The organism is Micromonospora sp. SCSIO 07396 (genome assembly GCF_053667945.1).
In genome coordinates, this window is the sequence record NZ_CM132210.1 from 2,697,631 (window position 1) to 2,721,805 (window position 24,175).

The following is a 24,175-nucleotide window of genomic DNA, read 5'->3' on the forward strand; positions in this document are numbered from 1 at the left end:
CCTCGGCCGACCCTCACGCCCCGACCACCGTACCGTCACGCGGTGACGGAGCCGAATTCCTCGATCAGCCGGCTCGCCAGGGCCAGCAGCCCGGCGCTGTTGGCCGCCTTGCGGCAACCCAGCTCGTTGCTGTTCGACGCCGGGGTGGCCACCGTCGCGCCCCAGCCGGGCAGCACCTGGGCGAGGACGTCCTTGGTCGACGTGTTGCCCACCGACCCGGTCACCCCGATGAGCGTGGTGGCCGGCAACCGGTCCACCACCGCGCGGGCCAGCCGGCCGTACGCCACCGGCACGTTGTTGACGACCATCGGCGGCGCCCCGACCGGACGGGACGCCAGCACCGCTACCGCGCCGGCCTCGACCGCCCGGGGCGCCTAGCGGGTGACAACGAGCCGGCGGCCGAGTTCGGCAGGGGCTCTCGTCGAACGCTCATGTGGCGAGGCGGTAGTTGGGGATGCCCCGATGGCGTTCCTCGGCGGGTAGGTCAAGGGAGAGCGCGCTGACCCCGTCGGGAATGGGTGCCCGGGAGAGGTGGATTCCCTCCAGGCAGGTGTCGCACCAGAACGAGGCGTAGCCGTGTCGCGCTCCTGGGGGAGCGGCGAAGGCCAGGCGTAGCGTCTGATGCCCGCAGTTCGGGCATGGAAGCTCGGAGGAGGCCGGAAGAGCGCGGTACACGACGTCGTACGCGTCCAGCCACTCGTCGAAGCTTGCCATCAACGCACTCCCTCTGGCCTGACCGGATGGTCGCTCCACCATCGTTCCTCATGGGCATATGCCCGGTCTTCGAAGGCGTCGGCCTCGTTGCGGGTGGTGGGGTAGGGACGGCCGTCGCGGAGCTCTGACACGTGGAACCTCTCGTGCTCAAGGGTCCGGGCCAGATCCTCCTCGCTGCGGAACGCCTCGCGGCAGAGCATGACCGACTGATCGGGTCGGGTCACCCCACACACGCCCGAGATCCGGTTGTTGATGTTGAAGCGAATGCCGGATACGTCGACGCCGTATTTGGTGGCGACCTCCTGTACCGACTCCAGGCTCATCGGCATCCGGGGTCCGTGGCCTCTGCCTCGTACTCGATTGAGGTCATCAGCGGCGGGGTCGGCGTGCCGGAGCCGGTTGAGGAGTTGCTTGAGTTTCTCGATGAGGCCGCCGAGGCGGCGTAGTTCCGGCAGCAACCGCCGCAGGCTCGCCAGCAGCCCGCGCAGCAGCCGGGCGATCCGGGCCGCCCACGATCCCACCAGCGTGGTCACCTGCTCCACCACCCACGGCGTGGCGAGCCCGCCGGTGGCGAGCAGTTCGCCCGCGTACACGATGAGGCGGGAGACGCAGGCGGCGATGGCGTCGCGGACGAGGAGCCGGACGGCGGCGACGAGGCCGGCGGCACCCTCGGTGGCGGCGGCGAGGGTGTCGGCGCCCTCGGCGAGGCCGGTGATCGCCCGGTGCTGCTCGGCGGCCCAGGCCCGGTAGGCGGTGGCGGCGCTGCCGGCCCAGTCGGCGACCTCGGTACGCGCCGCGTGGGTCAGTTCGGCGGCGTCCTGCCGGAGGGCTGCGGCGACGCTGCGCCAGGTCTGGGCGTGGGCGGTGATCTGTGCGGGGTCGCCGGCCAGCCAGTCCAGGGCTTCGCTGAGCGGCCTGACGTGTTCGATGAGCCAGGCGATGCCGTACTGGAGCAGGGCCCCGACCGGGTCGGAGACCAGGGCGAGGGCGTCCAGGCCGGCGCTGACCACGCCGAGGCTGCCGTCGATCCAGCTGCCGGCGCGGACGCCCTGGGCGATGAGTTCGATGTCCTCGCAGATCCAGATCCCGGCCCACGCGCTGGGGGCGGCGTCCGAGGCGGTGGCGACCAGCGGGTTGCCGGTCACCGGCCGTCCCGTATCCGGTCGAGGTGTCGGGCGGCCCGGCTGTCCGTGGCCCGGTAGCCCACGGCGCTGGACCGCAGCTTGGCGGCGGTGTCCCGGACCGATCCGGCAGCGGTGCCGACGCCGTCGACCAGGGTCCGCTGCAGGCCGTCGAGCAGCGCCGGCATGATCGCGCAGAGCTGCCCGTACGCGTCGGCGTCGAGCCGGACGTGCCGGCCGGCCCCTTGGGCGGTGTCGAGGCTGTCGGCGCAGCGGTCGAGGTGGGCGGCGTGCCGGTTCAGGTCGTCCGGGTCGACCCGGATGTGGTCACCGCCGGGCATCCGGCGTGCCGGCCCCGGTGTCGAGTCGCCGCCGGTGGGACTCGATGATCGCCCGGGTGGCCGGGTCGTCGACGCCGAGGGCCCGGGTGGTGGCCTCGGTGAGCTGCCGCAGCAGGTCGGTGCGGGCGGCCCGGGTGGTCGCCATGATCTGCCGGGCGGTGTGGGCGGCGGAGCGCTGCCGGGTCTGTTCGTCGAGCCGCAGGTCGACCAGCAGGCCGGTGGAGTCGACGGTGACCTCGATGGTGCGGTCGGAGCTGCGGGCGGTGCCGGTCAACGCCTGTGCGCTGACCGACAGGGCCCGTGCCCGCTCCGCCTGCCCGACGAGCGAGGACTCCCACTCGTCGAGCCGGCGTGCGGCAGCGTCCAGTGCCGACTCGTCCGCCCACATCCGACCCTCCCCAGGGGACAGTGGCCCCGACGCCACCTCGCCCGGTGGCGTCGGCCCGCCGTGGTCGACCGACCCGACGTCACCGACACGGTATCAACCGGTTACGCGCGGCAGTGTCCCGTCGGTGGGAGCCCGGCGTCCGGCGGTGCCGCTGTCCGCCCCTGATTGCTCCGATCAGGGCCGGGGGTTGCCGGGCGGCCCCCGAGCGTCCATTATGCTCACAGCGCGTACTGGCAACGATGCCCTCGGTAGTCGCGCACCCTGTGAGTGAAGGGAATCCCGCGTGAACTGGATCGCCCGGACGGGCCTGCCGCTGCGGCGGCGGGGCCCGGGAACGACCACCCCCCTGCGCGCCGTCCTGGCCGCCCTCGCCGTCCTGGTCGCGGGGGTGGCCGCCACGGTCACCGTCGCCACCCCGGCCAGCGCCGCGACCACGACGATCTGCAAGAGTTCCCCGATCCCCGCCGGCTACGTGATCGTGGCGGAGGGGTCGTCCGCGTCCTGCCCGTACAGCTTCCCCAACACGTGGACCATCACCACGCCGTCGACCACCTCGACCACCGTCGTGTGCAAGGTCTCCAGCATCCCGACCGGCTACGTGATCCTGGCGGAGGGGTCGTCGGCGTCCTGTCCGTACAGCTTCCCCAACACGTGGACCATCAAGATCCCGCCGACCGGCTCGGCGAGCGTGATGTGCAAGGCGTCCACCCTGCCGTCCGGGTTCGTGATCGTCGCGCAGGGCTCGTCGGCGTCCTGTCCCTACAGCTTCCCCAACACCTGGACCATCACCACCCCGTCCACCACGGGCATCACCACCATCTGCTCGGCCTCGCCCATCCCCGCCGGTTATGTCGTGGTCGGCACCGGCTCGTCGGCGTCCTGCCCGTACAGCTTCCCGAACACCAAGAACATCAGGCTGCCCTGACGGGCGGGCTCGGGCCGTGGCTCCGGATGGGGCCGTGGCCCAGCTCACCGCCGCCGCCGTGCGCGGACGTCGCGTCGGCCCGGCCCGGGTGCGTAGAGTTCCCGGGTCGGGCCGGCGGTCGGCCCCGGACGCGAGGGCGGGACGATAGCGGACATGACGGTGGACAACGTCGGACAACCGGTCCCCGACGCCGGCGCCCCCGGTGTCGACCAGGGCGACCTCGCGGCCGCGCTGCGGGTCTTCGCGGCGCTGGAGTCGCTGCCCAGCGACCACCCGGACGTGGTACGGGTGCAGCGGGCCACCGCCCGGCTGTTCAAGATGGTGAAGCAGCGGCGACGCGAGGAGCGGCGGGACGCCGTCCTGGCGCACGACCGGGCGGTGACGGCCGCCACCGCCACCGGCGCCCCGGGGCGGATCGACGACGAGACCAAGGGCATCCCGCTGGCCTCGCCCACCGCCGGGGACACCGCCGGGACGCTGATCAACCCGCGCGGCTGCTACATCTGCAAGACCCGGTACCGCCAGGTGGACGCGTTCTACCACCAGCTCTGCCCCGACTGCGCCACCCTCAACCGGGAACGCCGCGACGCCCGGTGCGACCTGACCGGGCGGCGGGCGCTGCTCACCGGGGGCCGCGCCAAGATCGGCATGTACATCGCGCTGCGCCTGCTGCGCGACGGCGCGCACACCACGATCACCACCCGGTTCCCGCACGACGCGGTCCGCCGGTTCACCGCCATGCCGGACAGCGCCGACTGGCTGCACCGGCTGCGCGTGGTCGGCATCGACCTGCGCGATCCCGCCCAGGTGGTGGCGCTGGCCGACTCGGTCGCCGCGCAGGGTCCGCTGGACATCCTGATCAACAACGCCGCGCAGACCGTACGCCGTACCCCAGGCGCGTACGCCCACCTGGTCGCCGCCGAGTCGGCGGCGCTGCCCGAGGGGCCGCTGCCGGAACTGCTCACCTTCACCGGCGGCCGGGGCATCACCCTGGCGCTGCCCGAGGGCACCCTGCCGACGCCCACCATCGCCCCGCACGCCCTCACCGCGCTGGCGTTGACCGGCCGGTCCGCGACGCCGGAGCGGATCGCCGCCGCCACCGCCGTCGACGCCGGTGGGCTCGCCCCTGACCTCGGGGACACCAACAGTTGGGTGCAGCGGGTGCACGAGGTCGACCCGGTCGAGCTGCTCGAGGTGCAGCTGTGCAACGTGACTGCCCCGTTCGTGCTGGTCAGCCGGCTGCGGCCGGCGTTGGCCGCCGCACCGACCGGGCGGGCGTACGTGGTGAACGTGTCAGCGATGGAGGGGCAGTTCGCCCGGGGCTACAAGGGTGCGGGGCACCCGCACACCAACATGGCCAAGGCGGCGCTGAACATGCTCACCCGCACCAGCGCCGAGGACATGCGCGCCGACGGCATCCTGATGACCAGCGTCGACACCGGGTGGATCACCGACGAGCGCCCGCACCCGACGAAGATGCGCCTGGCCGACGAGGGGTTCCACGCCCCGTTGGACCTGGTCGACGGAGCCGCCCGGGTGTACGACCCGATCGTGCGTGGCGAGCGGGGCGAGGAACTGTACGGCTGCTTCCTCAAGGACTACGCGCCCTGCGCCTGGTGAACGGCGCGGTGCGGCCGGTGCGGTCAGGCCACCCGGGGGACCGGCAGCACGCCCCGGTGGGCGGTGCCCGAGATGTCGCCGGTCTGGTCGACGGCCGGTGACCGGGGCGCGACCCGGGCGGTGGCCGGCCCGGTGGCGGGCGGCCCGGCCGCGGGCGGTACGGACGGCAGCACCGTGGTCGGGGTGAGCGACGACTCCACCTCGGCGAGCACGGCACGCAGCCGGGACACGTCGTCGACGGCCATCCGGAACGACCCCCGGCAGGTGGTGCCGCTCCACAGGGACAGCACCACCGCGCCCCGCTCCGGGTGGTAGCTGACCCGCATCGTCCGTTCGTCGCCCCGCACGTCGGTGAACAGGTCACCGAAGCTGGGCATCGGCAGTACCTCTCCCATCGACCCAGCATGCCCGAGCCGACGGCGACCGGGAAGCCCCGACGGATCAGTCGGGCAGTCGGGGCATCTCCAGGCCGGGGCGACGGCCGAGCAGGGTGGCCCGGGTCAGCGCCGCCGCGCCGAACCGGTCCCGGACGGCGTCGACGGCGGTGTCCAGCCCGATCTCCCGGTCGGGGGTGAACGGCAGTTCGGGCTGCACCGGGGCGTCGTCGAGGTTGCCCACCGCCACCCCGAGCAGCGTGATCCCCCGTTGGGCCAGCTCGGGCTGGGCGGCCCGCAGCAGCGACCGGGCGACGCTCAGCAGCGACGCCGTACGGTCGGTGGCCCGGCGCAGGGTCCGCGACCGGGTGGCCGCGGTGTAGTCGGCGAACCGCAGCCGCAGGGTCACCGTCCGGCCGGCCCGGCCGGCGGCCCGCATCCGGCGGGCCACCCGGTCGACCAGCCCGGCCAGCGTCGCGTCGACGTCGGCGGGGGAGTGCGGCCCGGACCCCAGGGCGTGCTGCGCGCCCATCGACGACCGGCGGCGGCCCACCTGCACCGGCCGTGGGTCGCGGTTGTGGGCCAGCGCGTGCAGGTGCCGGCCCGCACCCGCGCCGAGCAGCGAATCCAGGGCCGGGACGTCGAGGTGGGCCACCTGCCCGACGGTGTGCAGACCCCGGGCGCGCAGCTTCGCCGCGGTGACCGGGCCGACACCCCAGAGCCGCTCCACCGGCAGCGGGTGCAGGAACGCCAGCTCACCGTCGGGTGGCACCTCCAGCAGCCCGTCCGGTTTGGCGACCCCGCTGGCGACCTTGGCGAGGAACTTGGTCCGGGCCACCCCGACGGTGATCGGCAGCCCGACCTGTTCGCGGACCGTCCGGCGCAGCCGGGCGGCGATCTGCACGGGTGGCCCGCTGAGCCGGCGCAGCCCGCCCACGTCGAGGAACGCCTCGTCGACGGAGAGCCCCTCCACCCAGGGGGTGGTGTCCCGGAAGATGGCGAACACGGCCCGGCTCGCCGCCGTGTACGCGGCCATCCTCGGCGGCACCACGACCGCCGTGGGGCAGAGCCGCCGGGCCTGCCGGGCACCCATCGCGCTCTGCACCCCGCAGGCCTTCGCCTCGTAGCTTGCCGCCAGCACCACCCCGCCGCCGACGATCACCGGTCGGCCGCGCAGGCGGGGGTCGTCGCGCTGCTCGACCGAGGCGTAGAAGGCGTCCAGGTCGGCGTGCAGGATGCTGGCTCCGGTCGACACCGGACCATGCTCGCACACATGTTCGAAAAAGTGTGCTGAGCTGCCTGAACCGGGGTCAGCGCCGGGCGGTGGCGGAGGGCGGGGCGCTGCCGCCCCGGGGCGCCTCGCCGGCCATCAGCCGGGTGATCTCCGCCCGGTCGGCCGCCGACGGCAACCCCCACTGCGGCTGGTAGCCGTAGACCTCCCGCAGCGGCCGGGCCGAGGTGCGACCGTCGAGGATCTCGACCGCGTCGGTGTCGATCAGCCCCGGGTGCTCGACCCCGCACGCCTCGGCCACCTTGACCAGGTCCCGGCGCAGGGTGCCGAGGTAGTTGGCCGCCCGCACCGACTTGCGGGCCGGGTCCAGGCCCCGCGCCAGCCAGGCGTTCTGGGTGGCCACCCCGGTGGGACAGGTGTCGGTGTGGCACTTCTGCGCCTGGATGCAGCCGATCGCCAGCATCGCCTCCCGGCCCACGTTGACCAGGTCGCAGCCGAGCGCGAACGCCACCACGGCATTGTCCGGCAGGCCCAGTTTGCCCGCGCCGACGAACACGGTCTGCTCGTGCAGCCCCCGCTCGGCGAAGGTGCGGTAGACCCGGGCGAAGCCCTGCTGGAACGGCAGCGACACCGAGTCGGTGAAGATCAGCGGTGCGGCGCCGGTGCCGCCCTCGCCGCCGTCGACGGTGACGAAGTCGACGCCCCGGCCGGTGTCGCGCATCAGCGTGGTCAGCTCCTCCCAGAACCCCAGGTCGCCGACGGCGGACTTGATGCCGATCGGCAGCCCGGTCTCGGCGGCCAGCAACTCCACCCAGTCCAGCAGGCTGTCGCAGTCGGAGAACTCGGCGTGCCGCGACGGGCTCACGCAGTCCTGCCCGGGGGTGATCCCCCGGGTGGCGGCGATCTCGGCGGACACCTTCGCCCCGGGCAGCAGCCCGCCCAGGCTGGGTTTCGCGCCCTGGCTGAGCTTGATCTCCAGGGCCCGCACCGGTGCCCCGGCGACCAGGTCGCGCAGCCGGGCGAGGTCGAACCGGCCCCGGGCGTCGCGGCAGCCGAAGTACGCCGTGCCGAGCTGGAAGACCAGCTCGCCGCCGTGGCGGTGATACGGCGACAGCCCGCCCTCGCCGGTGTTCTGCAGGCAGCCGGCCAGCGCCGCCCCCTGGTTGAGGGCGGACACCGCGTTGCCGGACAGCGAGCCGAAGCTCATCCCGGAGATGTTGACCACCGACCCGGGACGGAACGCCTTCGCCCGTCCGCGTGGCCCACCGAGCACCTTGGCCGCCGGCAGCCGTACGTCGTGCCCGGCGGTCGGAACCGACGACGGTACGGTCCGGGCGAACGTGCGGTGTTTGATGATCGGGTAGCCGGGGCTGCGTTCGATGTCGTTGTCGGTGCCGAACCCGAAGTAGTTGTTCTCCTGCTTGGCCGAGGCGTAGATCCACCGCCGTTGGTCCCGGGTGAACGGCCGTTCCTCGTCGTTGCCGGCGACGATGTACTGGCGCAGCTCCGGCCCGATCGCCTCCAGCAGGTACCGGGCCCGCCCGACCAGCGGGAAGTTGCGCAGCAGCGCATGGTCACGTTGCAGGACGTCGCGGGCGGCGAGGCCGGCGACGGCGGCGGCGATCACGGGTGCGGTGCGGCGGGCCCACGTCATGCCGGCCACATTCTCCGCTGCCGCCGCCGCCCAAACGCCCCTGGCCGCGTGGCGGGTGGTCAGCGCCGCAGCGACTGCCGCACGATGCCGCCGACCAGCGCGCACCAGGTGTCGGTGGAGACCCGGCCGGTGCGGGGCAGGCCGTGCAGCGCCTGGAGGTCCTGCACGGCGCGGCGGGTGGCCCGGTCGTAGCTGCCGGTGACGGTGACCTCGGCGTAGCCCTTCCAGTTCAGGATGAACTGCACCGCCTGCACCGGCAGGCCGGTGGCGTCGCGGTCCAGTTCCGGCGCGAGGGTCTCCCAGGTGGGGGCGGTCAGGGTGGCGTCGACGTCGACCGGGATGCCGTTGCGGGCCTGCCAGTCGCCGACCGCGGCGACGGTGGCGGCGTCGAACGTGCCGCTCGGGGTGACCGGATAGCCCCGGTGGGCGAGCAGGTACTGGGCGACCTGGACGCCGGGGGCGTTGACGAAGCGCCACAGGTCGGGCCAGCGGCGGGCCGGCACGTCGGTCAGCCGGGTGCCGAGCCGGCGGAAGACCTCCCGGCGCACTGCCGGAAAGAGGCGGTAGAACTGCGCGCCGGGGCACTGGGTGACGCGGAAGTCCCAGTGGCCGAAGATGTCGTGGGCGTGCAGGCCGTACTGCCGGCAGATGGTGGTGCAGAGCCGGACCAGGGAGTCGAGCAGCGCCTGCGGCGGGGTGTCGGTGACGTAGGTGCCCTCGTTCTCGATGCCGATGGCCCGGCCGTTCTCGCCGGGGCAGTGCGCCGAGACCATCTGCCGGTCGCCGGCCCGCAGCCGCTCCAGGCTGCCGTGCCGTCCCTCCAGGACGTACCCGCCCCGGCTGATGGTGAAGTGCTGGCCGGTGTCGGACCAGCCGTTGCCGTCCATGTGCAGGTCCTGGCAGTCGTGGGCCAGGGTGACCGCCTGCTCGCGGGAGTAGTCGGTGACGTTCGGGAAGGCCATGTGGTGCACGATGATCTTGTTGGTGGGGATGGTGCTGACCGACAGCGGGTCGGCGGGCGGGCGGGCGTCCCACCCGTCGCAGCCGATGATCCAGTCCAGGTCCGCGCCGGGGGCGGCGGCCCGGGCGGCGTCGGGCAGGGCCAGGTCGGACCCGACGACCGCGACGGTGGCCGCGCCGAGGCCGGCCCGCAGCAGCGTACGACGGTCGAGAGCGGGGCGTACGACGGACATGGCATCTCCTCGGCGGCCGGCGACGGCGCTGGCGCGGACGTGAAAACTAGCTCCAGCAATTTCGCGTGAGATGGAGGATATTGCCACCTCGATGGTCGGCGCTAGAGGGCGTCATCGATCGATTCTGCCCATCGTCGCGGCGTGCCGGGCAGAACTGTCCGAATTTCCTGCCGTCGGGGGCGGTCCCGGGTCGGCCGCTCAGTCGGCGGCGGCGAAGCCGTCCAGGGCGGCCAGCAGGTGCCGCCGGGTCTGCGCCGTGCCGAAGTGCCCCGCCCTCTCCACCACGTGCAGGCGCGAATCCGGCCAGGCCCGGTGCAGCTCCCAGGCGGTGGCCAGCGGGCTGCCCAGGTCGACCCGGCCGTGGATCAGCACCCCCGGGATGCCGGCGAGCCGGTCGGCCCGCCGGATCAGCTCACCCTCGGCCAGCCAGGCCCCCTGCGAGAAGTAGTGCGCGCAGATCCGCACCATCGCGGTCCGCTCGGCCGACGGGCGGTCGCCGTACGGGTTGCCCACCCCCTCGGCGGAGACCACCGCGTCCTCCCAGGCGCACCAGTCCAGCACGGCACGCTCGCGCACCGCCGGGTCCGGGTCCGCCAGCAGCCGGGCGTACGCGCCGACCACGTCGTCGTCCGGGCCGACGCCGCCGCCGGCGAGGAAGCGTTTCCACTCGCGCGGGAAGTACCGCCCGACGCCCCGGTAGAGCCAGTCGATCTCCGACCGGCGGGTGGTGGTGACCGCCGCGATCACGATCGCCGACACCCGCCGGGGGTGCCGCTGCGCGTACGCCAGCAGCAGCGTCGAGCCCCACGACCCGCCGTGGAGCAGCCACCTGTCGACGCCCAGGTGCGCACGCAGCCGCTCCATGTCGGCGACCAGGTGCGCGGTGGTGTTGTGCCGCAGGTCGGTGGCCGGGTCGGCGGCGTGCGGGGTGCTGCGCCCGCAGTTGCGCTGGTCGAACAGGACCACCCGGTAGCGGGCCGGGTCGAAGTACCGCCGGGCCCACGGGCCGCAGCCCGAGCCCGGTCCACCATGGACGACCAGCGCGGGCCGGCCGGCCGGGTTGCCGCAGACCTCCCAGTAGACCGCGTTGCCGTCGCCGACGTCGAGCATGCCCTGGTCGTACGGCTCGATCGGCGGGTAACGCTCGTCCATCGGTGGGCCTCCCCGGGGCGATATACAACAGCACTGTTACATTACGGCATGCCCGACGACGCGTCCGACCCCGCACTGCTCGGCACCCGGCTGCGGCACCTGCTGGAACTGCTCGACGGCGACGTCGCCGCCTTCTACGCCGACCTCGGGCTGCCCGGCTTCCGGCCCCGCTACACCCCGGTGCTGATGGCGCTGGACCGCCTCGGCCCGGCGTCGATCCGTACCCTGGCCCAGGCGACCGGGGTGACCCACTCCGCGGCCAGCCAGACCGTCGCCCGGATGGCGGCCGACGGGCTGGTCACCCTCGCCCCCGGTGTCGATGCCCGGCACCGCGTCGTCACCCCCACCGACCGGGCCCGGGACCTGCTGCCCGTCCTGCATGCCGAGTACGCCGCCACCGCTGCCGCCGCCCGCCGGTTCGAGGCGGAACTGCCCTACCCGCTGAGCCGCCTCGTCGACGAGGCCTTGGCCGCGCTGCGGCGACGGTCGATGCGGCAACGCGTCGCCGACGTCGCCCCGCAGTTCGCCGGCCCGACCGGCCACGACCCGGGCGACCGGCCGGCGACCCCGGCCGGTGACCGGAACCAATCTCCGGAGCCGGACGTCCGGCCGCGCGGAAACAACCGTTGCGCCGATGGACCGCAGCTCGACCCGGGTAAGAATGATCAGTGTGGCCCTGACCTGTGACCAGTCCCGGCGGACCGGAGAGGCCGGCGGGTGACCGGCGACTGGCGGTTGTCCGGCTACACCCCGGTACGGCAGCTCGGCACCGGCGCGTCCGGGCGGGTGCTGCTCGCCACCCACGACGCCACCGGCACCCCGGTCGCCATCCGCTACCTCACCCCGTCCCTCGGCGACGACCCCGCCTTCCGGCTGGCCTTCCGGGAACAGGCGCGGCTGCTGGTCGACGTGGACGACCCGCACGTCTGCCGGCTCTTCGAGTACGCCGAGTCGCACTCCGCCGCCGCGATCGTCGCCGAGCTGGTCAACGGGGTGACGCTGCGCCACCTGCTGCGCGCGCACGGCCCGGTCCCGCCGGAGGCCGCGCTCTGCGTCCTCAAGGGCTCGCTCGCCGGCCTCGCCGCCGCGCACGCCCGGGGCGTGGTGCACGGCGACCACCGGCCGGAGAACGTCCTGGTCACCCCGGACGGGCGGTGCAAGCTCACCGACCTCGCCATCGTCCTGCCCACCGGCATCGGCCGCCGGCTGGCCCCCGAACAGTGGACCGGGGCCCCGGCCGAGCCGGCCGGCGACATCTACGCCGCGACCGCCACGTTCGTCGAGTGCCTCACCGGGCGACCCCCCTACGACGGGCGGGACCAGGCCACCCTGCGCGCCCAGCACAGCGCCGCGCCGATCCCGGACGTCCCGACCCCGGCACCCGTGCACGACCTGCTGCGGCACGGGCTGGCCTGGTGCCCCGCCGACCGTACCCAGCCCGCCGAGATCTTCCTCGCCGAGCTGGAACACACCGCCGCCCGCTCGTACGGCGGGGAGTGGGAGGAGCGTGGCCGGCGTCAGCTCGCCCAGCGGGTCGCGCTGCTCGCCGCGTCCCTCCCGCTACCCGACGGGGGCCCCGGAGCCGGTGACCCGGTCGACGCCCCCGACGCGGGGCCGGACCCGACCCGGCGCGGCGGCCCGCGTAGCGTCCTGGTCGGGGTGGGCCTGACCGCCACCCTGCTGGTCGGTGTCGTCGCGCTGGGCGTCGCCGCCGGCCGGTCTGGTCCGCTCACCCTCGCCGACGGCACCGCCGGGCCGGGAGCGACCGCCGCCGCCACCCGCAGCCCCGCGCCGCTGGCCGCCGCGCCGGCCATCACCGTCGTGCCCGCCGAGCCGAGACCCACCCCCACCCCGGCGGCGAGCACCACCGGCGCGTCGCCCAGCACCGCCCCGACCCGGTCCGCCGCCGCGACCACCACCCGGGTACGCACCCCCAGCCCTGCGCCGCCGACGACGCCGAACGTTCCGCTCCTGCCGCCGGACGTGTCGCCGCCGACGGTGTCCACACCCGACGTCAGCCCGATCACCGTGGCGCCGCAGGGCTGCCCCGACGCGGTCACCGCGACCACGGTCACCGCGACGGTGGTCGACGACCGGGCCGCCGGCGACCTGCTGCGGGTGGTCTTCCGGTACACCCTCGACGGTGTCACCCGGACCGTCGGCATGGATCAGACCGCGCCTGACGTCTTCCAGGGCACCCTCGGTGACCTGCCGACGCCCCCGGCGCTGACCCGGATCCCGGTCCAGGTCGTCGCCGTCGACGACGCCGGCAACGCCTCGGCGCCCACCGGCGCGGTGGTGGTGTCGCTGCTGCCCGCCTGCACGTCGAGCTGACCGGGACGGCCCCGCGCCGGGATGCCCGGCCGGACCGCCGGGTTTCCGTCGACCGGGTCGGGGGTAGCTTCGGGGGCCGACCGAGCTGACGGTGGAGGACCACGGATGACAGACAAGTTCAGCGATGCGGTGGGCGACGCCCTGCGGGCGGTGATGCTCTTCCTGCCCAAGGCGGTCGCCTTCGTGGCGATCCTGGTGGCCGGCTGGCTGATCGCCAAGGCCGTCCGCAGGATCGTCGACAAGGTGCTGGAGCGGGTGCACTTCGACCGGGCCGTCGAACGGGGCGGGATCAAGACGGCGCTGGCCCGTTCCCGCTACGACGCCAGCGACATCGTCGCCAAGCTCGCCTACTACGGGGTGCTGCTGGTGACCCTCCAACTCGCCTTCGGTATCTGGGGTCCCAACCCGATCTCCGACCTCATCGCCGGGGTGATCGCCTGGCTGCCCCGGGCGTTCGTCGCGATCGTCATCGTGGTCGTCGCCGCCGCGATCGCCAACGCGGTCAAGGACATCATCAGCAGCGCGCTCGGCGGCCTGTCCTACGGCCGGGTGCTGGCCAACATCGCCTCGGTGTTCATCCTCGGCCTGGGCGTGATCGCCGCACTCAACCAGATCGGCGTGGCCACCGCGGTCACCACGCCGGTGCTGGTCGCCGTGCTCGCCACCGTCGGCGGCATCCTCGTCGTCGGGGTCGGCGGTGGACTGATCCGCCCGATGCAGGCCCGCTGGGAGTCCTGGCTGACCCGTGCCGAGCAGGAGTCGCGCACCATCGCCAGCCACGCCCGCGCCTACCAGGCCGGCCGGCGTGACGTCGAGGCCCGGCTGGACCCGTACGCGGAGGCCGAACGCACCCAGCCGGTGCCCACCGCCGCCGCACCGGCTGCCCCGGCCGCACCGGTCCCCACCAGCCCCGTCCCGGCGGCGACGGTGGGTGACGACGACGCCGAGCGTACCCAGGTGGTGACCCGCCCCGACGACGTCGAGGCGACCCAGGTCGTGCCGCGCCAGGCCGGCCCGGCCGACGGGTCCGCCACCGACAGCGAGGCCACCATGGTCATCCCTCCGCTGGACCCGGACACCTCCCACCGGTGAGCGCACCACGCGACGGGGCGGACGCCGGACCAGGCGTCGCCCCGTCGCCGGGCGGACACCGCGCCGGGGCCGCGCCACCGGCCACAGCCGGCTAGCATCGGGCGCATGACCTGGCGATGGTGATCCGGCACTGAGGGCCGAAACCGTGGACCGCCACGGACGCCGTACCTTCCGCGTCCGTCACGTCCCGGGAAAGGCCCTGATGAACTCTCTCTCCGTGCGGGTGCCCGACACCCGTGTCCGCAGGCTGTCCGCCACGCTCTACGGCTACCTGTTCCTCAGCGATCTCGTCCTGCTCTACCCGGTGTACGTCCTGCTGTTCAGCGACACCGGGCTCACCGTCGGGCAGATCTCCGCGCTCTTCGTGATCTGGTCGGTGACCGCGATCGTGCTGGAGGTCCCCTCCGGGGCCTGGGCCGACGCGGTCTCCCGACGTCTGCTGCTCTGCCTCGCGCCGCTGCTCACCGGGGGCTGCTTCGCCCTGTGGGTGCTGGCCGGGTCGTGGTGGGCGTTCGCGCTCGGTTTCGTCCTCTGGGGAGCCGGCGGCGCGCTCGGCTCCGGCGCCCTGGAGGCGTTGGTCTACACCGAACTCGACAGGCTCGGCGCGGCAGCCCGCTACGCCCGCACGATGGGTCGGGGCCGGACCGCCGGCATGCTCGGGGTGCTCGCCTCGCTGGGCCTGGCCGGCCCGGTCCTCACCGCTGGCGGGTACCGGGCCGTCGGTGCGGCGAGCGTGCTGTCCGCCGTCCTCGCCGCGGCCGTCGCCACCCGCTTCCCGCGACACCGACCCGCCCCGCCACCGTCCGCCGTGTCGTGCGACGAGGTCGGGCCGGGCTGGTGGGCGAGCCTGCGCGCCGGCCTCATCGAGACCCGCGCCGACCGACGGGTACGGGCGGCCGTGCTACTCGTCCCGGTGGTGACGGCGGTCGGAGGCACCCTCGACGAGTACACCCCGCTGCTGGCCCGCGACACCGGCGTCGCGGCGTCCACGGTGCCGCTGCTGCTCCTGCCGGTCTGGATCGGGATGACCGTCGGCGGCCTGCTCGCCCCGGCGGCGCAACGCCTGACCGACCGCGGCTACGCGGCGCTGCTCGCGCTGGCTGCCGTCGCCCTGGCCGCCGGGGCCGCCGTCCGGCATCCGGGGGGCTTCCTGCTGCTCGGGGTGGCGTTCTGCGCGCTGCAACTGGCCACCGTGCTCGCCGACGCCCGCCTCCAGCACCGGATCACCGGTCCGGGACGGGCCACCGTCACCTCGGTCGCGGGCATGGGCACCGACCTGGCCATGGTCGTGGTCTACGCCGGGTACGCGCTGGTCGCTGCGAGCGGCGGGCACCCGGTGGCGTTCGTCGCGGCGGCCGTGCCGTACCTGTTGGTGGCCGGGGGTTTGGCGGTGTCGGGCCGGGCCGGGGAGCGGCCGACGACGCCGGTGACGCGGTGAACCGCCCCCGGCCGGGAGCGGGCGCCGGCGGCGGTGTCGCGATCAGTCCGGTAGCGCGTCGAGGTAGACCCAGGTGCCGTCCTCGCGGACGAACCGGCTGTGCTCCGTCATCGTGCCCGGCTGCCCTGCCTCGCGGTAGTGGGCGCGGAACGTCACCGTGCCCGTGGTGTCCAGCAGGCCGCCGCGCGTGCTGTCGACGATCTCCAGCCGGGTCCACCGGGTGCCCGGATCGAGGTGCAGCCGGCGTGGCCGGGTCGTGGAGTGCCAGCTGCGCAGCAGGTAGTCGGCATCACCGACGACGAAGGCGCTGAACCGGGAGCGCATCAACGCCTGCGCCGTGGGGGCCGTGCCCTCGCCGGCGTGCAGCGGCCCGCAGCATTCGTCGTACGGCAGGCCGGTGCCGCAGGGGCAGGGCCGTTGCGATGCGTGTTTCGCCACCCGCCCATCCTGCCGTAACCGTCGCACGGGCCGACCCGGGGTCGGCCCGTGCGGGTACGGCGGTCAGGAGGCGTAGCCGCGGCTGGCGATCCAGTCGCCGAGGTCGTCGACGTCGATGCGGTAGGAGGCGGTGTCCGGGTTGGCGGAGTCGGCGATGGTGACGGTCCGCCCGCCGTCGTGGTAGCCGGTGACGCTGATGTAGTGGCCGCCCTCGAAGGAGTGGGTGTTGCCGTCGGTGTCGGTGGCGGTGCCGGCGATGTTGGCGACCACGGCGCGGCCGTCGTCGACGGCGCGGACGATGTCGGCGCGCAGCCTGTCGGTCTGCTTGTCGTCGGCCTTGCTGCTGCGGATCTCGGTGCTGTGGTACGCGTCGCGGCCGGTCTCCCGGTTGAGCACCGGGGTGATGTCGTTGATGCTGTCGGTGCCGTCCTCGGTGGTGCCCATGTGCTTGGCCATGGTGTCCACGTCGATGTTCTTGCCCTGGACGCTCAGCGCGTTGCGGGCGGCGGCCGGGCCGCAGTAGTAGAAGTTCGGCTGCGCCTCGTAGTCGACCTTCAGCTCGCGCTCGCCGGCCGGCCGGCGGTCGGCCTGGAGGGCGGCGGGACGGTCGGTCCCGGCGGCGTGGGCGGCGATCGCGGGGCCGGCGACGCCACCGGCGGTGGCGGCCAGGCCGGCGACGGTCAGGGCGGTCTTGCGCAGGATGTCGGTACGCATGGGGATGCTCCTCTGCGTCGGGGGTGCGGTGGACACGCTCGGGGGAGAGGGCGTCGCGGAAGTCAGAAGGGAAGCGCGCGGCGGTCGGGGGGACCTGCTCGGGCGTCCGGGGGAGGTGTAACCAACCCGGTGGCGACCGCATTCCGTGGTCGGTGTTCCGGGGCCTGCTCCCCACGGGGAGCGGCGGTGGTATGCCAGGTACAACGCCCCGGCCCTGGCGACGATTCCGCCGTGGGGGTGGCCCCGGCCACGCGACACCGGTCCCGGCGGCGACATGTCGGTGGTGACCGGGCGCCCGGCCGGCCCGCCCACCGGACACCGACGGCGACGTCGCCCCGTACCGGGCGGCGGGCCGCGCCGGCGGACGGTGGCGACCGGCCGTAAACCCGACATTCCGCGCGCACGGTGAGTGCCCGGGACGAACGTCCGTCCTCGCCCCGAAGGCGGCGGCGGTCCATCGCTAGCCTGGGCGGTCATGGACGTCGCACAGCGGGACGGCCGGTGGCACCGGTGAGCCCCACCCAACGCCTTCTCGACCCCGACCAGGTCCGCCGGTACGTCGCGGCCTCCCTCGGGCCCGCCGTCCGGGTCACCGGCTGCGGTCCGCTCAGCGGCGGCGGGTTCGCCGCCGTCTGGTGGGTCCGGCTCGACGACGGGCGTGCCGTGGTGCTCAAGGTGGGACCACCGCCGTCGGTGCCGCTGTTGCGCTACGAACACGATCTGATCGCCGCCGAGGCACGCTACCTGCGGCTGGTGGCGGCGCACGCGCCGACGGTGCCCGTGCCACCGCTGCTGCACCACGGCAGTGACCCGACCCTCGGGGACTGGCTGCTCACCGGCCACCTCCCCGGGCGGATGCTGTACACCCTCGTCGCCGACGGCGTGCCGGTCGACGAGGTCTGGACGGGGTTGGGCACGGCGTTCGCCGCCCTGCACCGGGTGACCGGCGACCGGTACGGCTACGACGGCGGTCGGGCCGCCGGCCCGACCTGGCGGTCGGCGTACACGGCGATGCTGGACGACCTGCTCGCCGACGCGGCGGACTGGGCGGTGCCGCTGCCGCTGCCGGCCGACCGGCTGCGGGCCCTGGTCGCCCGGCACGCCGGGGTGCTGGACGTGGTGCGCCGTCCGGCGCTGCTGCACTTCGACGGCTGGGCGGGCAACGTCCTGGCGGTGCCGGGCCCGGACGGCGGGCACCGGCTCGGCGGGCTGGTCGACGGCGAGCGTTTCCTGTACGGCGATCCGCTGCTGGACCTGGTGTCGCCGCTGCTGTTCCGCCGCGCCGAGGACACCCCCGACGACCCGTTCCTGCGCGGCTACCGCACGGCCGGGGCGCGGGTGGCGCTGGCCGAGCCGGGGGTACGCCGCCGGCTCGGCCTCTACCGGCTCTACCTCTACCTGCTGATGACGGTGGAGGCGCCCAGCCGGGGCATCACCGCCGACACCGAACCCGACCGGTTCCGGATCCTGGCGCGGCTGCTCGACGAGGAACTGTCCGCCCTGGACGGGCCCTGACCGGGACGGCGGGTCAGAGCCAGCCGGAGCGGCGGAACAGCCGGTGCAGGGTGAACGCCGCGGTCGCCATCAACGCCAGCGCGGCCGGGTAGCCGTACCGCCAGGACAGTTCGGGCATCCGGGCGAAGTTCATCCCGTAGACCCCGGCGACCGCGGTCTGGGTGGCGGCGATCGCCGCCCACGCCGCGATCTTGCGCATGTCGTTGTTCTGGTCGACGGCGAGCTGGGCCAGCCGGGACTGTAGGAGCGAGTTGAGCAGCTCGTCGTAGGTGGTGATCCGGTCGACCGCCCGGGTGAGCCGGCCCTCCACGTCGACGTACCAGCGGCGCAGCCCCGTCGGTAGGCCGCCGTCGGGCCCGGTGACCAGGGCACGCAGCGGCTCCTGGAGCGGCAGGACCGCCCGCTTGAACTCGACCAGTTCCCGTTTGAGCTGGTAGATCTGCTGGATGTCGGCGGCGTGGTCGGGGGCGAAGACGCTCTCCTCGACGCGTTCCAGGTCCCGTTCGAGGTGGGCGGCGACCTCCAGGTAGAGGTCGACCATCCGGGCGGTCACCGCGTACGCCACCGCCCACGGGCCCTCGGCGAGCAGCGACGGGCGGCCCTCGATCGCGCGGCGGACCGGCGCGAGGGCACCTGACGCGCCGTGCCGGACGGTGACTACGAACCGGTCGCCCAGCAGCACCATCACGTCGCCGGTGTCCACCACGTCGGAGGTCGCGGTCAGCTCACCCTGGGCGACGTAGGCGGCGGTGCGCAGCACCAGCAGGGTGACCGGGCCGTGCCGCTGCACGGTGGGGCGGTGCCCGTCGGCCAGCGCCTGCGCCACGGTCAGCTCGTCGAGGCCGAAGACCTGCCCGACGGCGGCGAGCACCGCCGCGCCCGGGTCGTGCAGGCCCAGCCAGACGAAGGCGTTGCGGCTGCGCCGGGTGCGGGCGTACGCGTCGGCGTAGTGCGGCCGGCCGGCCTCCCGGCGGCCGTTGACGTAGACCGCGCAGTCGACCACGGCGTCCGGGTTGGACCGGCGGGCCGGCCTGCCGGGGGTGTCCCCGGGGCGTCGGCGCAGCCGGCCGACCAGGGTGCCGAGCCGGGGCCCGAACAGGGTCGTCAGCGCTCGCCGCTCCACCGGGTACCTCCGCCTCGCCGCCCGTCCGCCGGCCCACCGTAGTGGGTCGGCGCGACACCGGGCGGGGCGGGTCAGCCGACGGCGGTGGCCCGCACGACGACGTTGTCGGAGTAGTCGCGGGACCGTTCGTCGAACCGCCCGCCACAGGTGACCAGGCGCAGCGTCGGTCCCGGTCCGCCCGGCCCGTAGACCAGCGCGGTGGGGAAGTTCCGCTTCGGGTACGCCCCGACGCCGTCGACCGCGAAGCGCACCACCCGCCCGTCGGCGCGGGTGATCCGGACGGCGTCCCCGGGGCGCAGCCGCCCGAGGTCGAAGAAGACCGCCGGCCCGTCGCGGGTGTCGACGTGCCCGACGACGACGGCGTTGCCCGCCTCGCCGGGGCTGGCCCCGGGCCGGTACCAGCCGGCGACGGTGGGCCGGTCCAGCGGCGGCACCTCGAGGGTGCCGTTCGGGTCGCCGGCCACCGACACCAGGTCGGCGTGTACGCCGATGGCGGGGATGTCGATGCGGACCGGGGTGGAGCGGGGCAGGGCCGGGACCGGGGAGCGGCTGGTGTTGCCGCCGCTGACGTCGATGCTCGGCTGGGGTGGTCCGACCGGTCCGAGGGTCAGCCCGGCGGCGATCAGCGCGATCCCGGCGGTGCCGCTGAGGGTGACCGCGGTGACGGCGGCGCGGGTCCGGCCCGCCCACTCGCGTACGCCCATCGCCCGTCCTCCCCGACGTCCGATGTGGTCGGGGTGCCCGTACCGGTTCGGTGCGGGCACCCGTCCCCAGGGATGGTGTGGCGCGTCGTCGACCGACGCCTGTGGTGTGGTCAGGCGGCGGTGCCCGCCGCCGCCCGGCGTCGGCGGCGCAGCAGCACGGTGGTGCCGAGCGCGGCGGCCCCGGCGAGGGCTCCTCCGGCGGCCAGCAGACCGGTGTTGCCGGTGCCGCCGCCGGCCCCGGCGGGTGCCGCGCCGATCGGCGTGACGGTGAAGGTGGCGCTGCCGGCGGAGCTGCCGTCGCCGCAGGTGGCGGCCACGGTGTAGGTGCCGAGGGTGAACCCGGCGGTGAAGAGTTCGGCGCTCAGCCCACCGCCGGCTGCGGCGGTGGTGGAGCGGACGTTCTGGTCCCGGTCCGGGCCGGTGACGTGGAAGATCACGTCACCGGACTTCGGGTTACAGGTCGCCGCGGTGAGCACGACCGTCCCGCCGACCGGCGTGGTGGCCGGCGACACCGTGGTGTCCGCGAGTGCGGCGGTCGGGAGCAGGAGCGTGCCGAGGCCCACGCCGAGCGCCGTGGATACGAGAACCTTCTGTGCCTTCATACGCGTCTTCCCTCACTTTTCGTCCGCTGTCTGCGTGGGACGTCGTTCGGGTGGCCAACTCCGTAACTAGCACCGGTGTGCCCAACACTAGGAGGGATGGGCCCTCCTACCGGGGTAAATGAGAAATCTTCGTTGCCGTCACGTGTTTTCCCGTCCGCCGGAGAGCGGCGGAATTGCCGGGACACCGCGGACAGTCGCGCCCACCTCACAACCCAGCCTCCTAGGATGCCTTAGGGGTAGTGACCAGCACGCCACGCGTACAAGTCGACGAACCCGCCGACCTGTACGCCGGGATCAGCGGCGGCGGGCCTGGAGGGTGTACGTCTGGGGGAGCCGCCACGGGCGTTCGGTCAGCCGCCACTCGCCGTGCTCGTCGCGGGTCTGCCGCCCCGGCAGCGCGTCCCGGGGAGCGCTGTCGTGCTCGTGCAGCATGGTCAGCTCCAACCCGGCGTCGAGCAGGGCAGTGACCACCTCGCCGAGCCCGTGGTTCCACTCGTGGGTGGTGTTGTGGGTGAAGGTGGCCTCGGTGCGCACGTAGGTGCCGCCCTCGTCCCACACCAACGGTTCGGCACGCTCGAAGTACGGGTGCTCGACCGCCAGCACGCCGTCCGGGCGGGTCTCGTCCAGGGCCCACAGCATCGGGTGCCCCTCGCGCAGGAACAGCCGCCCGCCCGGACGCAGCAGGGCGGCGACCACGCCCGCCCAGCGGCGGATGTCCGGCAGCCAGCACAACGCGCCGACCCCGGTGTAGACCAGGTCGAAGCCGCCGACGCCGAGCACGTCGGGCGCGTCGTACACGTCGGCCTGGACGAAGTCGACGGCCGCGCCGGTGCGCCCGGCCAGCGACCGGGCCTCAGCCAGGGACGCGCCGGAGAAGTCCAGGCCGGTCATCCGCGCGCCGAGCCGGTGCAGCGACACGGTGTCGGTGCCGATGTGGCACTGCAGGTGCACGCCGCGCAGCCCGGCCACGTCACCGAGGCGGGGCAGGTCGAACCGGACCACCTCGCTGAGGTGGGCCGGGTCGGCGGCGAACCGGTCCACGGCGTAGTCCGGGGAGGCGGCGTGGGCGGCGGCGCGGTCGTCCCAACTGGCCCGGTTGAGGGTGCGGTAGTCGGTGCCGGGCGTCTGCCGGCCCGGTTCGTCGTCGTCGGTCACCGGCTGACGGTGGCAGACGACGCGGCAGCGCTCAACGGCAATTCGTGGTTCCCGCCGTGCCGTCGGGCCCTGGTCAGGCGGGGACGGGCAGCACGGTCCGCTCGGCGGCGCTGCGGTGTGCCAGCTCGATCAGTTCCACCGTGCGTACCGCGTCCCGGGGGTCCACCGGCAGTGGTCCGTCGCCGCGTAACGCCGTCGCGACCTGGGCGTAGAAGTCCTGGTAGCGGCCCGGTTCGGTGGGCACCGGGCGGAGGTCGTCGCCCGCGCCGAGCAGGCCGTACCGGTCGGGGGTGACCTCGCCCCAGCCCGGGGTGTCGGGCCGGCCGCCGCGACGCAGCGCGTCCTCCTGCCCGTCGAGGCCGTGGCAGGTGTATCCGGCCCGGTCGCCGAGCACCCGCAGCCGGGGGCCGAGCTGGGCGGTGACCGCGCTCATCCACAGGTGGGAGCGGACCCCGCCGACGTGGGTGAGCGCCACGAACGCGTCGTCGTCGACCTGCGCGCCGGGGCGACGCCGGTCCACCTCGGCGTAGACGGTGTCGACCGGGCCGAACAGCTGCACGGCCTGGTCGACGAGGTGCGCGCCGAGGTCGTAGAGGACCCCGCCGGCGTCGGCGGGGCTGCCGCCCTCCCGCCAGCCGGCCCGGATCTGCGGCCGCCAGCGTTCGAACCGGGACTCGAACCGGGTCACCCGGCCCAGCGCGCCGTCCTCGACCAGCCGTCGTACGGTGCGGAAGTCGCCGTCCCACCGGCGGTTCTGGAACACGGTCAGCGGCACGCCCCGGCGGTCCGCCTCGTCGACCAGGGCGCGGGCGTCGGCGGCGGTGGCGGCGAGCGGCTTGTCCACCACCACGGGCAGCCCGGCGGCGAGCGCCGCCCGGGCGTGGGTGACGTGGGAGCTGTTCGGGGTGGCCACCACCACCAGGTCGAGGGTGTCCGGGTCGGCCCACAACGCCCCGGCGTCGTCGACGACCCGGGCGTCGGGGTGCTCGTCGGCGACCTGCTGCCGGCGCTGCGGGTCGGCGGTGACGACGGCGGCCAGCTGCAGCCCGCCGGTGGTGGCGATCAGCGGGGCGTGGAACACCCGGCCGGCGACGCCGTAGCCGAGCAGCCCGACCCGCAGGGGGTGCCGCGTGCGGTCCGTCATGCTGGTTCCCCGATCGTCGCCGCCGGTCGTCCGGTCCCACCGAACCTACGCGCCGGTGGGTGCGGGGCCGGTGTCAGGCCGGCGTCGGGTCGGTCACCCAGCCGGCGACCAGCACCAGGCCGGTGGGGCGGTGCACGGCGAGGAAGCCGAACGGCCGGTCGACGTCGAGGCGTACCCGTCGCCGTCGGACGGTGGCGCGGGGGGCCGCGCCGCCGGCCCGCATGGCCAGGGCGGTGACGGCGGCGGCCCGTAGGCCGGTGGCGGTGAACTCGGCGCGGGCGCTCTGCCGGGCGGCGGAGACCGACAGTCGGGGGCTGATGTCGGGGAAGTGGTCGCCGTCGCGGGCGGCGGTGGCGAGGCCGAACAGGTCGGCGTGGTCGAGCAGGTCGTGTTCGCCGGTCACGGTGAATCCGACGGTACGTACCAGCAGCTCCGGCCGGTCGTCGTGTCCGTCGACGGTGTCTTCGGTGACGCCGGGTCCGGCCGGTGCGGGCAGGGTCGCCGGGTGGTCGAGCGCCCCGATCGCGGCGGGGAGGACCCGGGCGGCGGGTTGCCCGTCCGGGCCGAGGGCGAGCAGCACGTCGACGTCGGCGTCCCCGGCGACGGTGAGCAGGCTGACCGGGCCGACGGTGGTGTCGGCGACCCGCAGCGCCGCCGGGTCGCCGCCGCCCCGGTGCAGCCCGGCCAGGGTGCGGCCCTGCCACGGCCCGGTCGCCGGCCGGTAGGGGACGGGGTGGAACGGGGTGGCCCAGTCGACGAGCACGCTCAGCGCGGTGGCCAGCACCAGCGCGGTGCCGGGCCCCACCGGGACGGGCATCCGGGTGATCAGGCCGTCGGTGTGGTCGTGCGCCCACCGGTCGAGTCGCGGCTGGTCGACGGTCGGGTCGCCGGTCAGCTCGCCCCGGGTCGCGGCGTCCACCTCGGTCAGCCAGCGGCGGCCCAGGGGCAGCCCGGCGCGGGACCAGAAGCCGGCCGCGAGGCGGGTGGTGGGGGAGTCGACCGGGGTGGCCGGGGTGGGGGCGACGGCGTGCAGTTCGGTGCGGGCCGGGCCGGTGGCGAACCGGGCGAGCAGGGCGAGCAGCGGGTACACCCCGACGCCGGACAGGACGGTCTGCCGGTCGTCCAGGTGGGCCGCCCAGCGGGCGGTGAGGGTGTTGGCGGACGGGGTCATGGGGCGGGACGCTACCCGGCCGCCGCTCCGGC

At 74.6% G+C, this 24,175-nt stretch carries 25 protein-coding genes; 7 read left to right on the forward strand and 18 right to left on the reverse strand.

The genetic code is table 11. The annotated features are described in order from the left end of the window. Window positions 1-35 precede the first annotated feature (35 nt). The 5 genes from ACWCHM_RS11470 to ACWCHM_RS11490 form a co-directional block, all read right to left on the reverse strand. Complete coding sequence (locus tag ACWCHM_RS11470; RefSeq protein ID WP_454222392.1) at window positions 36-308, reverse strand: hypothetical protein; 273 nt, start codon at window positions 306-308, stop codon at window positions 36-38. A 121-nt stretch (window positions 309-429) separates the two neighbouring features. Beyond that, window positions 430-714, reverse strand: a complete 285-nt coding sequence (locus tag ACWCHM_RS11475; RefSeq protein WP_454222394.1) for a hypothetical protein — start codon at window positions 712-714, stop codon at window positions 430-432. Next, entirely contained in the window at window positions 714-1,859 is a 1,146-nt protein-coding gene (locus tag ACWCHM_RS11480) for a WXG100 family type VII secretion target (RefSeq protein WP_454222395.1), read from the reverse strand. The genes ACWCHM_RS11475 and ACWCHM_RS11480 overlap by 1 nt, the downstream gene beginning before the upstream one ends. Further along, window positions 1,856-2,176, reverse strand: a complete 321-nt coding sequence (locus tag ACWCHM_RS11485; RefSeq protein ID WP_281897380.1) for a type VII secretion target — start codon at window positions 2,174-2,176, stop codon at window positions 1,856-1,858. The genes ACWCHM_RS11480 and ACWCHM_RS11485 overlap by 4 nt, the downstream gene beginning before the upstream one ends. Continuing rightward, window positions 2,163-2,564, reverse strand: a complete 402-nt coding sequence (locus ACWCHM_RS11490) for a YbaB/EbfC family DNA-binding protein (RefSeq protein WP_204959721.1) — start codon at window positions 2,562-2,564, stop codon at window positions 2,163-2,165. Before ACWCHM_RS11490 ends, ACWCHM_RS11485 begins: the two co-directional genes overlap by 14 nt. 283 nt (window positions 2,565-2,847) lie before the next feature. Between ACWCHM_RS11490 and ACWCHM_RS11495 the strand changes: the two genes are divergently transcribed. Both ACWCHM_RS11495 and ACWCHM_RS11500 read left to right on the forward strand, forming a co-directional pair. Further along, a complete protein-coding gene (locus ACWCHM_RS11495) occupies window positions 2,848-3,489 on the forward strand; it encodes a hypothetical protein (RefSeq protein WP_281897382.1) in 642 nt (213 codons plus the stop codon). A gap of 153 nt (window positions 3,490-3,642) precedes the next feature. After that, on the forward strand, window positions 3,643-5,109 hold the full coding sequence (locus ACWCHM_RS11500) for an SDR family NAD(P)-dependent oxidoreductase (protein ID WP_454222396.1): 1,467 nt from the start codon (window positions 3,643-3,645) through the stop codon (window positions 5,107-5,109). A 23-nt stretch (window positions 5,110-5,132) separates the two neighbouring features. On the opposite strand, the gene ACWCHM_RS11505 is transcribed toward ACWCHM_RS11500, so the two are convergent. The 5 genes from ACWCHM_RS11505 to pip form a co-directional block, all read right to left on the reverse strand. Further along, window positions 5,133-5,504 (reverse strand): hypothetical protein, encoded by a 372-nt coding sequence (locus tag ACWCHM_RS11505; protein ID WP_204959724.1) that lies wholly within the window; start codon window positions 5,502-5,504, stop codon window positions 5,133-5,135. A gap of 46 nt (window positions 5,505-5,550) precedes the next feature. Continuing rightward, window positions 5,551-6,738, reverse strand: coding sequence for a DNA polymerase IV (gene dinB / locus ACWCHM_RS11510; RefSeq protein ID WP_454222397.1), 1,188 nt, complete (start codon window positions 6,736-6,738; stop codon window positions 5,551-5,553). A gap of 55 nt (window positions 6,739-6,793) precedes the next feature. Further along, window positions 6,794-8,368 (reverse strand): glutamate synthase-related protein, encoded by a 1,575-nt coding sequence (locus ACWCHM_RS11515; protein ID WP_454222398.1) that lies wholly within the window; start codon window positions 8,366-8,368, stop codon window positions 6,794-6,796. Between the two features lie 59 nt (window positions 8,369-8,427). After that, complete coding sequence (locus ACWCHM_RS11520; RefSeq protein WP_204959727.1) at window positions 8,428-9,561, reverse strand: peptidoglycan recognition protein family protein; 1,134 nt, start codon at window positions 9,559-9,561, stop codon at window positions 8,428-8,430. Between the two features lie 198 nt (window positions 9,562-9,759). After that, on the reverse strand, window positions 9,760-10,713 hold the full coding sequence (gene pip / locus ACWCHM_RS11525; protein ID WP_454222399.1) for a prolyl aminopeptidase: 954 nt from the start codon (window positions 10,711-10,713) through the stop codon (window positions 9,760-9,762). A 48-nt stretch (window positions 10,714-10,761) separates the two neighbouring features. On the opposite strand from pip, the gene ACWCHM_RS11530 reads away from it, so the two are divergent. The 4 genes from ACWCHM_RS11530 to ACWCHM_RS11545 all read left to right on the forward strand — a co-directional run bounded on the left by ACWCHM_RS11530 (window position 10,762) and on the right by ACWCHM_RS11545 (window position 15,577). Continuing rightward, window positions 10,762-11,400, forward strand: a complete 639-nt coding sequence (locus ACWCHM_RS11530; RefSeq protein WP_454222400.1) for a MarR family winged helix-turn-helix transcriptional regulator — start codon at window positions 10,762-10,764, stop codon at window positions 11,398-11,400. Between the two features lie 30 nt (window positions 11,401-11,430). After that, on the forward strand, window positions 11,431-13,047 hold the full coding sequence (locus tag ACWCHM_RS11535) for a serine/threonine-protein kinase (RefSeq protein ID WP_454222401.1): 1,617 nt from the start codon (window positions 11,431-11,433) through the stop codon (window positions 13,045-13,047). 105 nt (window positions 13,048-13,152) lie between these two features. Further along, window positions 13,153-14,139, forward strand: a complete 987-nt coding sequence (locus ACWCHM_RS11540; protein ID WP_454222402.1) for a membrane protein — start codon at window positions 13,153-13,155, stop codon at window positions 14,137-14,139. Between the two features lie 202 nt (window positions 14,140-14,341). Further along, on the forward strand, window positions 14,342-15,577 hold the full coding sequence (locus ACWCHM_RS11545; RefSeq protein WP_454222403.1) for an MFS transporter: 1,236 nt from the start codon (window positions 14,342-14,344) through the stop codon (window positions 15,575-15,577). 42 nt (window positions 15,578-15,619) lie between these two features. On the opposite strand, the gene ACWCHM_RS11550 is transcribed toward ACWCHM_RS11545, so the two are convergent. Continuing rightward, entirely contained in the window at window positions 15,620-16,015 is a 396-nt protein-coding gene (locus ACWCHM_RS11550) for a YchJ family protein (RefSeq protein WP_454222404.1), read from the reverse strand. A 63-nt stretch (window positions 16,016-16,078) separates the two neighbouring features. Continuing rightward, window positions 16,079-16,729: a C39 family peptidase gene (locus tag ACWCHM_RS11555; protein WP_454222406.1), complete on the reverse strand. Its 651-nt coding sequence runs from the start codon at window positions 16,727-16,729 to the stop codon at window positions 16,079-16,081. A 510-nt stretch (window positions 16,730-17,239) separates the two neighbouring features. On the opposite strand from ACWCHM_RS11555, the gene ACWCHM_RS11560 reads away from it, so the two are divergent. After that, window positions 17,240-18,244 carry a phosphotransferase family protein gene (locus ACWCHM_RS11560; protein WP_454222407.1) on the forward strand — a complete coding sequence of 335 codons (1,005 nt, stop codon included), beginning with the start codon at window positions 17,240-17,242 and terminating at the stop codon, window positions 18,242-18,244. 13 nt (window positions 18,245-18,257) lie between these two features. Here the strand turns inward: ACWCHM_RS11560 and ACWCHM_RS11565 are convergent, their stop codons facing one another. The 6 genes from ACWCHM_RS11565 to ACWCHM_RS11590 form a co-directional block, all read right to left on the reverse strand. Continuing rightward, complete coding sequence (locus ACWCHM_RS11565) at window positions 18,258-19,367, reverse strand: magnesium and cobalt transport protein CorA (RefSeq protein ID WP_454222408.1); 1,110 nt, start codon at window positions 19,365-19,367, stop codon at window positions 18,258-18,260. A gap of 71 nt (window positions 19,368-19,438) precedes the next feature. Continuing rightward, complete coding sequence (locus ACWCHM_RS11570; RefSeq protein WP_454222409.1) at window positions 19,439-20,071, reverse strand: class F sortase; 633 nt, start codon at window positions 20,069-20,071, stop codon at window positions 19,439-19,441. Window positions 20,072-20,181: 110 nt separating this feature from the next. Then, entirely contained in the window at window positions 20,182-20,673 is a 492-nt protein-coding gene (locus ACWCHM_RS11575; RefSeq protein WP_204959737.1) for a hypothetical protein, read from the reverse strand. A gap of 294 nt (window positions 20,674-20,967) precedes the next feature. Beyond that, complete coding sequence (locus ACWCHM_RS11580) at window positions 20,968-21,828, reverse strand: class I SAM-dependent methyltransferase (protein ID WP_454222410.1); 861 nt, start codon at window positions 21,826-21,828, stop codon at window positions 20,968-20,970. A gap of 73 nt (window positions 21,829-21,901) precedes the next feature. Continuing rightward, window positions 21,902-22,972, reverse strand: coding sequence for a Gfo/Idh/MocA family oxidoreductase (locus ACWCHM_RS11585; protein WP_454222411.1), 1,071 nt, complete (start codon window positions 22,970-22,972; stop codon window positions 21,902-21,904). Window positions 22,973-23,045: 73 nt separating this feature from the next. Then, on the reverse strand, window positions 23,046-24,143 hold the full coding sequence (locus ACWCHM_RS11590) for a serpin family protein (RefSeq protein ID WP_454222412.1): 1,098 nt from the start codon (window positions 24,141-24,143) through the stop codon (window positions 23,046-23,048). Window positions 24,144-24,175: the final 32 nt, after the last annotated feature.

What these genes read in the sequence shown, in the direction of transcription:
- ACWCHM_RS11590 (WP_454222412.1), bottom strand. Translation starts at nt 24,143, where the DNA reads ATGACCCCGTCCGCCAACACCCTCACCGCCCGCTGGGCGGCCCACCTG.
- ACWCHM_RS11570 (WP_454222409.1), bottom strand. Translation starts at nt 20,071, where the DNA reads ATGGGCGTACGCGAGTGGGCGGGCCGGACCCGCGCCGCCGTCACCGCG.
- ACWCHM_RS11485 (WP_281897380.1), bottom strand. Translation starts at nt 2,176, where the DNA reads ATGCCCGGCGGTGACCACATCCGGGTCGACCCGGACGACCTGAACCGG.
- ACWCHM_RS11520 (WP_204959727.1), bottom strand. Translation starts at nt 9,561, where the DNA reads ATGTCCGTCGTACGCCCCGCTCTCGACCGTCGTACGCTGCTGCGGGCC.
- ACWCHM_RS11515 (WP_454222398.1), bottom strand. Translation starts at nt 8,368, where the DNA reads ATGACGTGGGCCCGCCGCACCGCACCCGTGATCGCCGCCGCCGTCGCC.
- ACWCHM_RS11490 (WP_204959721.1), bottom strand. Translation starts at nt 2,564, where the DNA reads ATGTGGGCGGACGAGTCGGCACTGGACGCTGCCGCACGCCGGCTCGAC.
- ACWCHM_RS11475 (WP_454222394.1), bottom strand. Translation starts at nt 714, where the DNA reads ATGGCAAGCTTCGACGAGTGGCTGGACGCGTACGACGTCGTGTACCGC.
- ACWCHM_RS11545 (WP_454222403.1), top strand. Translation starts at nt 14,342, where the DNA reads ATGAACTCTCTCTCCGTGCGGGTGCCCGACACCCGTGTCCGCAGGCTG.
- ACWCHM_RS11470 (WP_454222392.1), bottom strand. Translation starts at nt 308, where the DNA reads ATGGTCGTCAACAACGTGCCGGTGGCGTACGGCCGGCTGGCCCGCGCG.
- ACWCHM_RS11555 (WP_454222406.1), bottom strand. Translation starts at nt 16,729, where the DNA reads ATGCGTACCGACATCCTGCGCAAGACCGCCCTGACCGTCGCCGGCCTG.
- pip (WP_454222399.1), bottom strand. Translation starts at nt 10,713, where the DNA reads ATGGACGAGCGTTACCCGCCGATCGAGCCGTACGACCAGGGCATGCTC.
- ACWCHM_RS11505 (WP_204959724.1), bottom strand. Translation starts at nt 5,504, where the DNA reads ATGGGAGAGGTACTGCCGATGCCCAGCTTCGGTGACCTGTTCACCGAC.
- ACWCHM_RS11540 (WP_454222402.1), top strand. Translation starts at nt 13,153, where the DNA reads ATGACAGACAAGTTCAGCGATGCGGTGGGCGACGCCCTGCGGGCGGTG.
- ACWCHM_RS11530 (WP_454222400.1), top strand. Translation starts at nt 10,762, where the DNA reads ATGCCCGACGACGCGTCCGACCCCGCACTGCTCGGCACCCGGCTGCGG.
- ACWCHM_RS11575 (WP_204959737.1), bottom strand. Translation starts at nt 20,673, where the DNA reads ATGAAGGCACAGAAGGTTCTCGTATCCACGGCGCTCGGCGTGGGCCTC.
- ACWCHM_RS11585 (WP_454222411.1), bottom strand. Translation starts at nt 22,972, where the DNA reads ATGACGGACCGCACGCGGCACCCCCTGCGGGTCGGGCTGCTCGGCTAC.
- ACWCHM_RS11500 (WP_454222396.1), top strand. Translation starts at nt 3,643, where the DNA reads ATGACGGTGGACAACGTCGGACAACCGGTCCCCGACGCCGGCGCCCCC.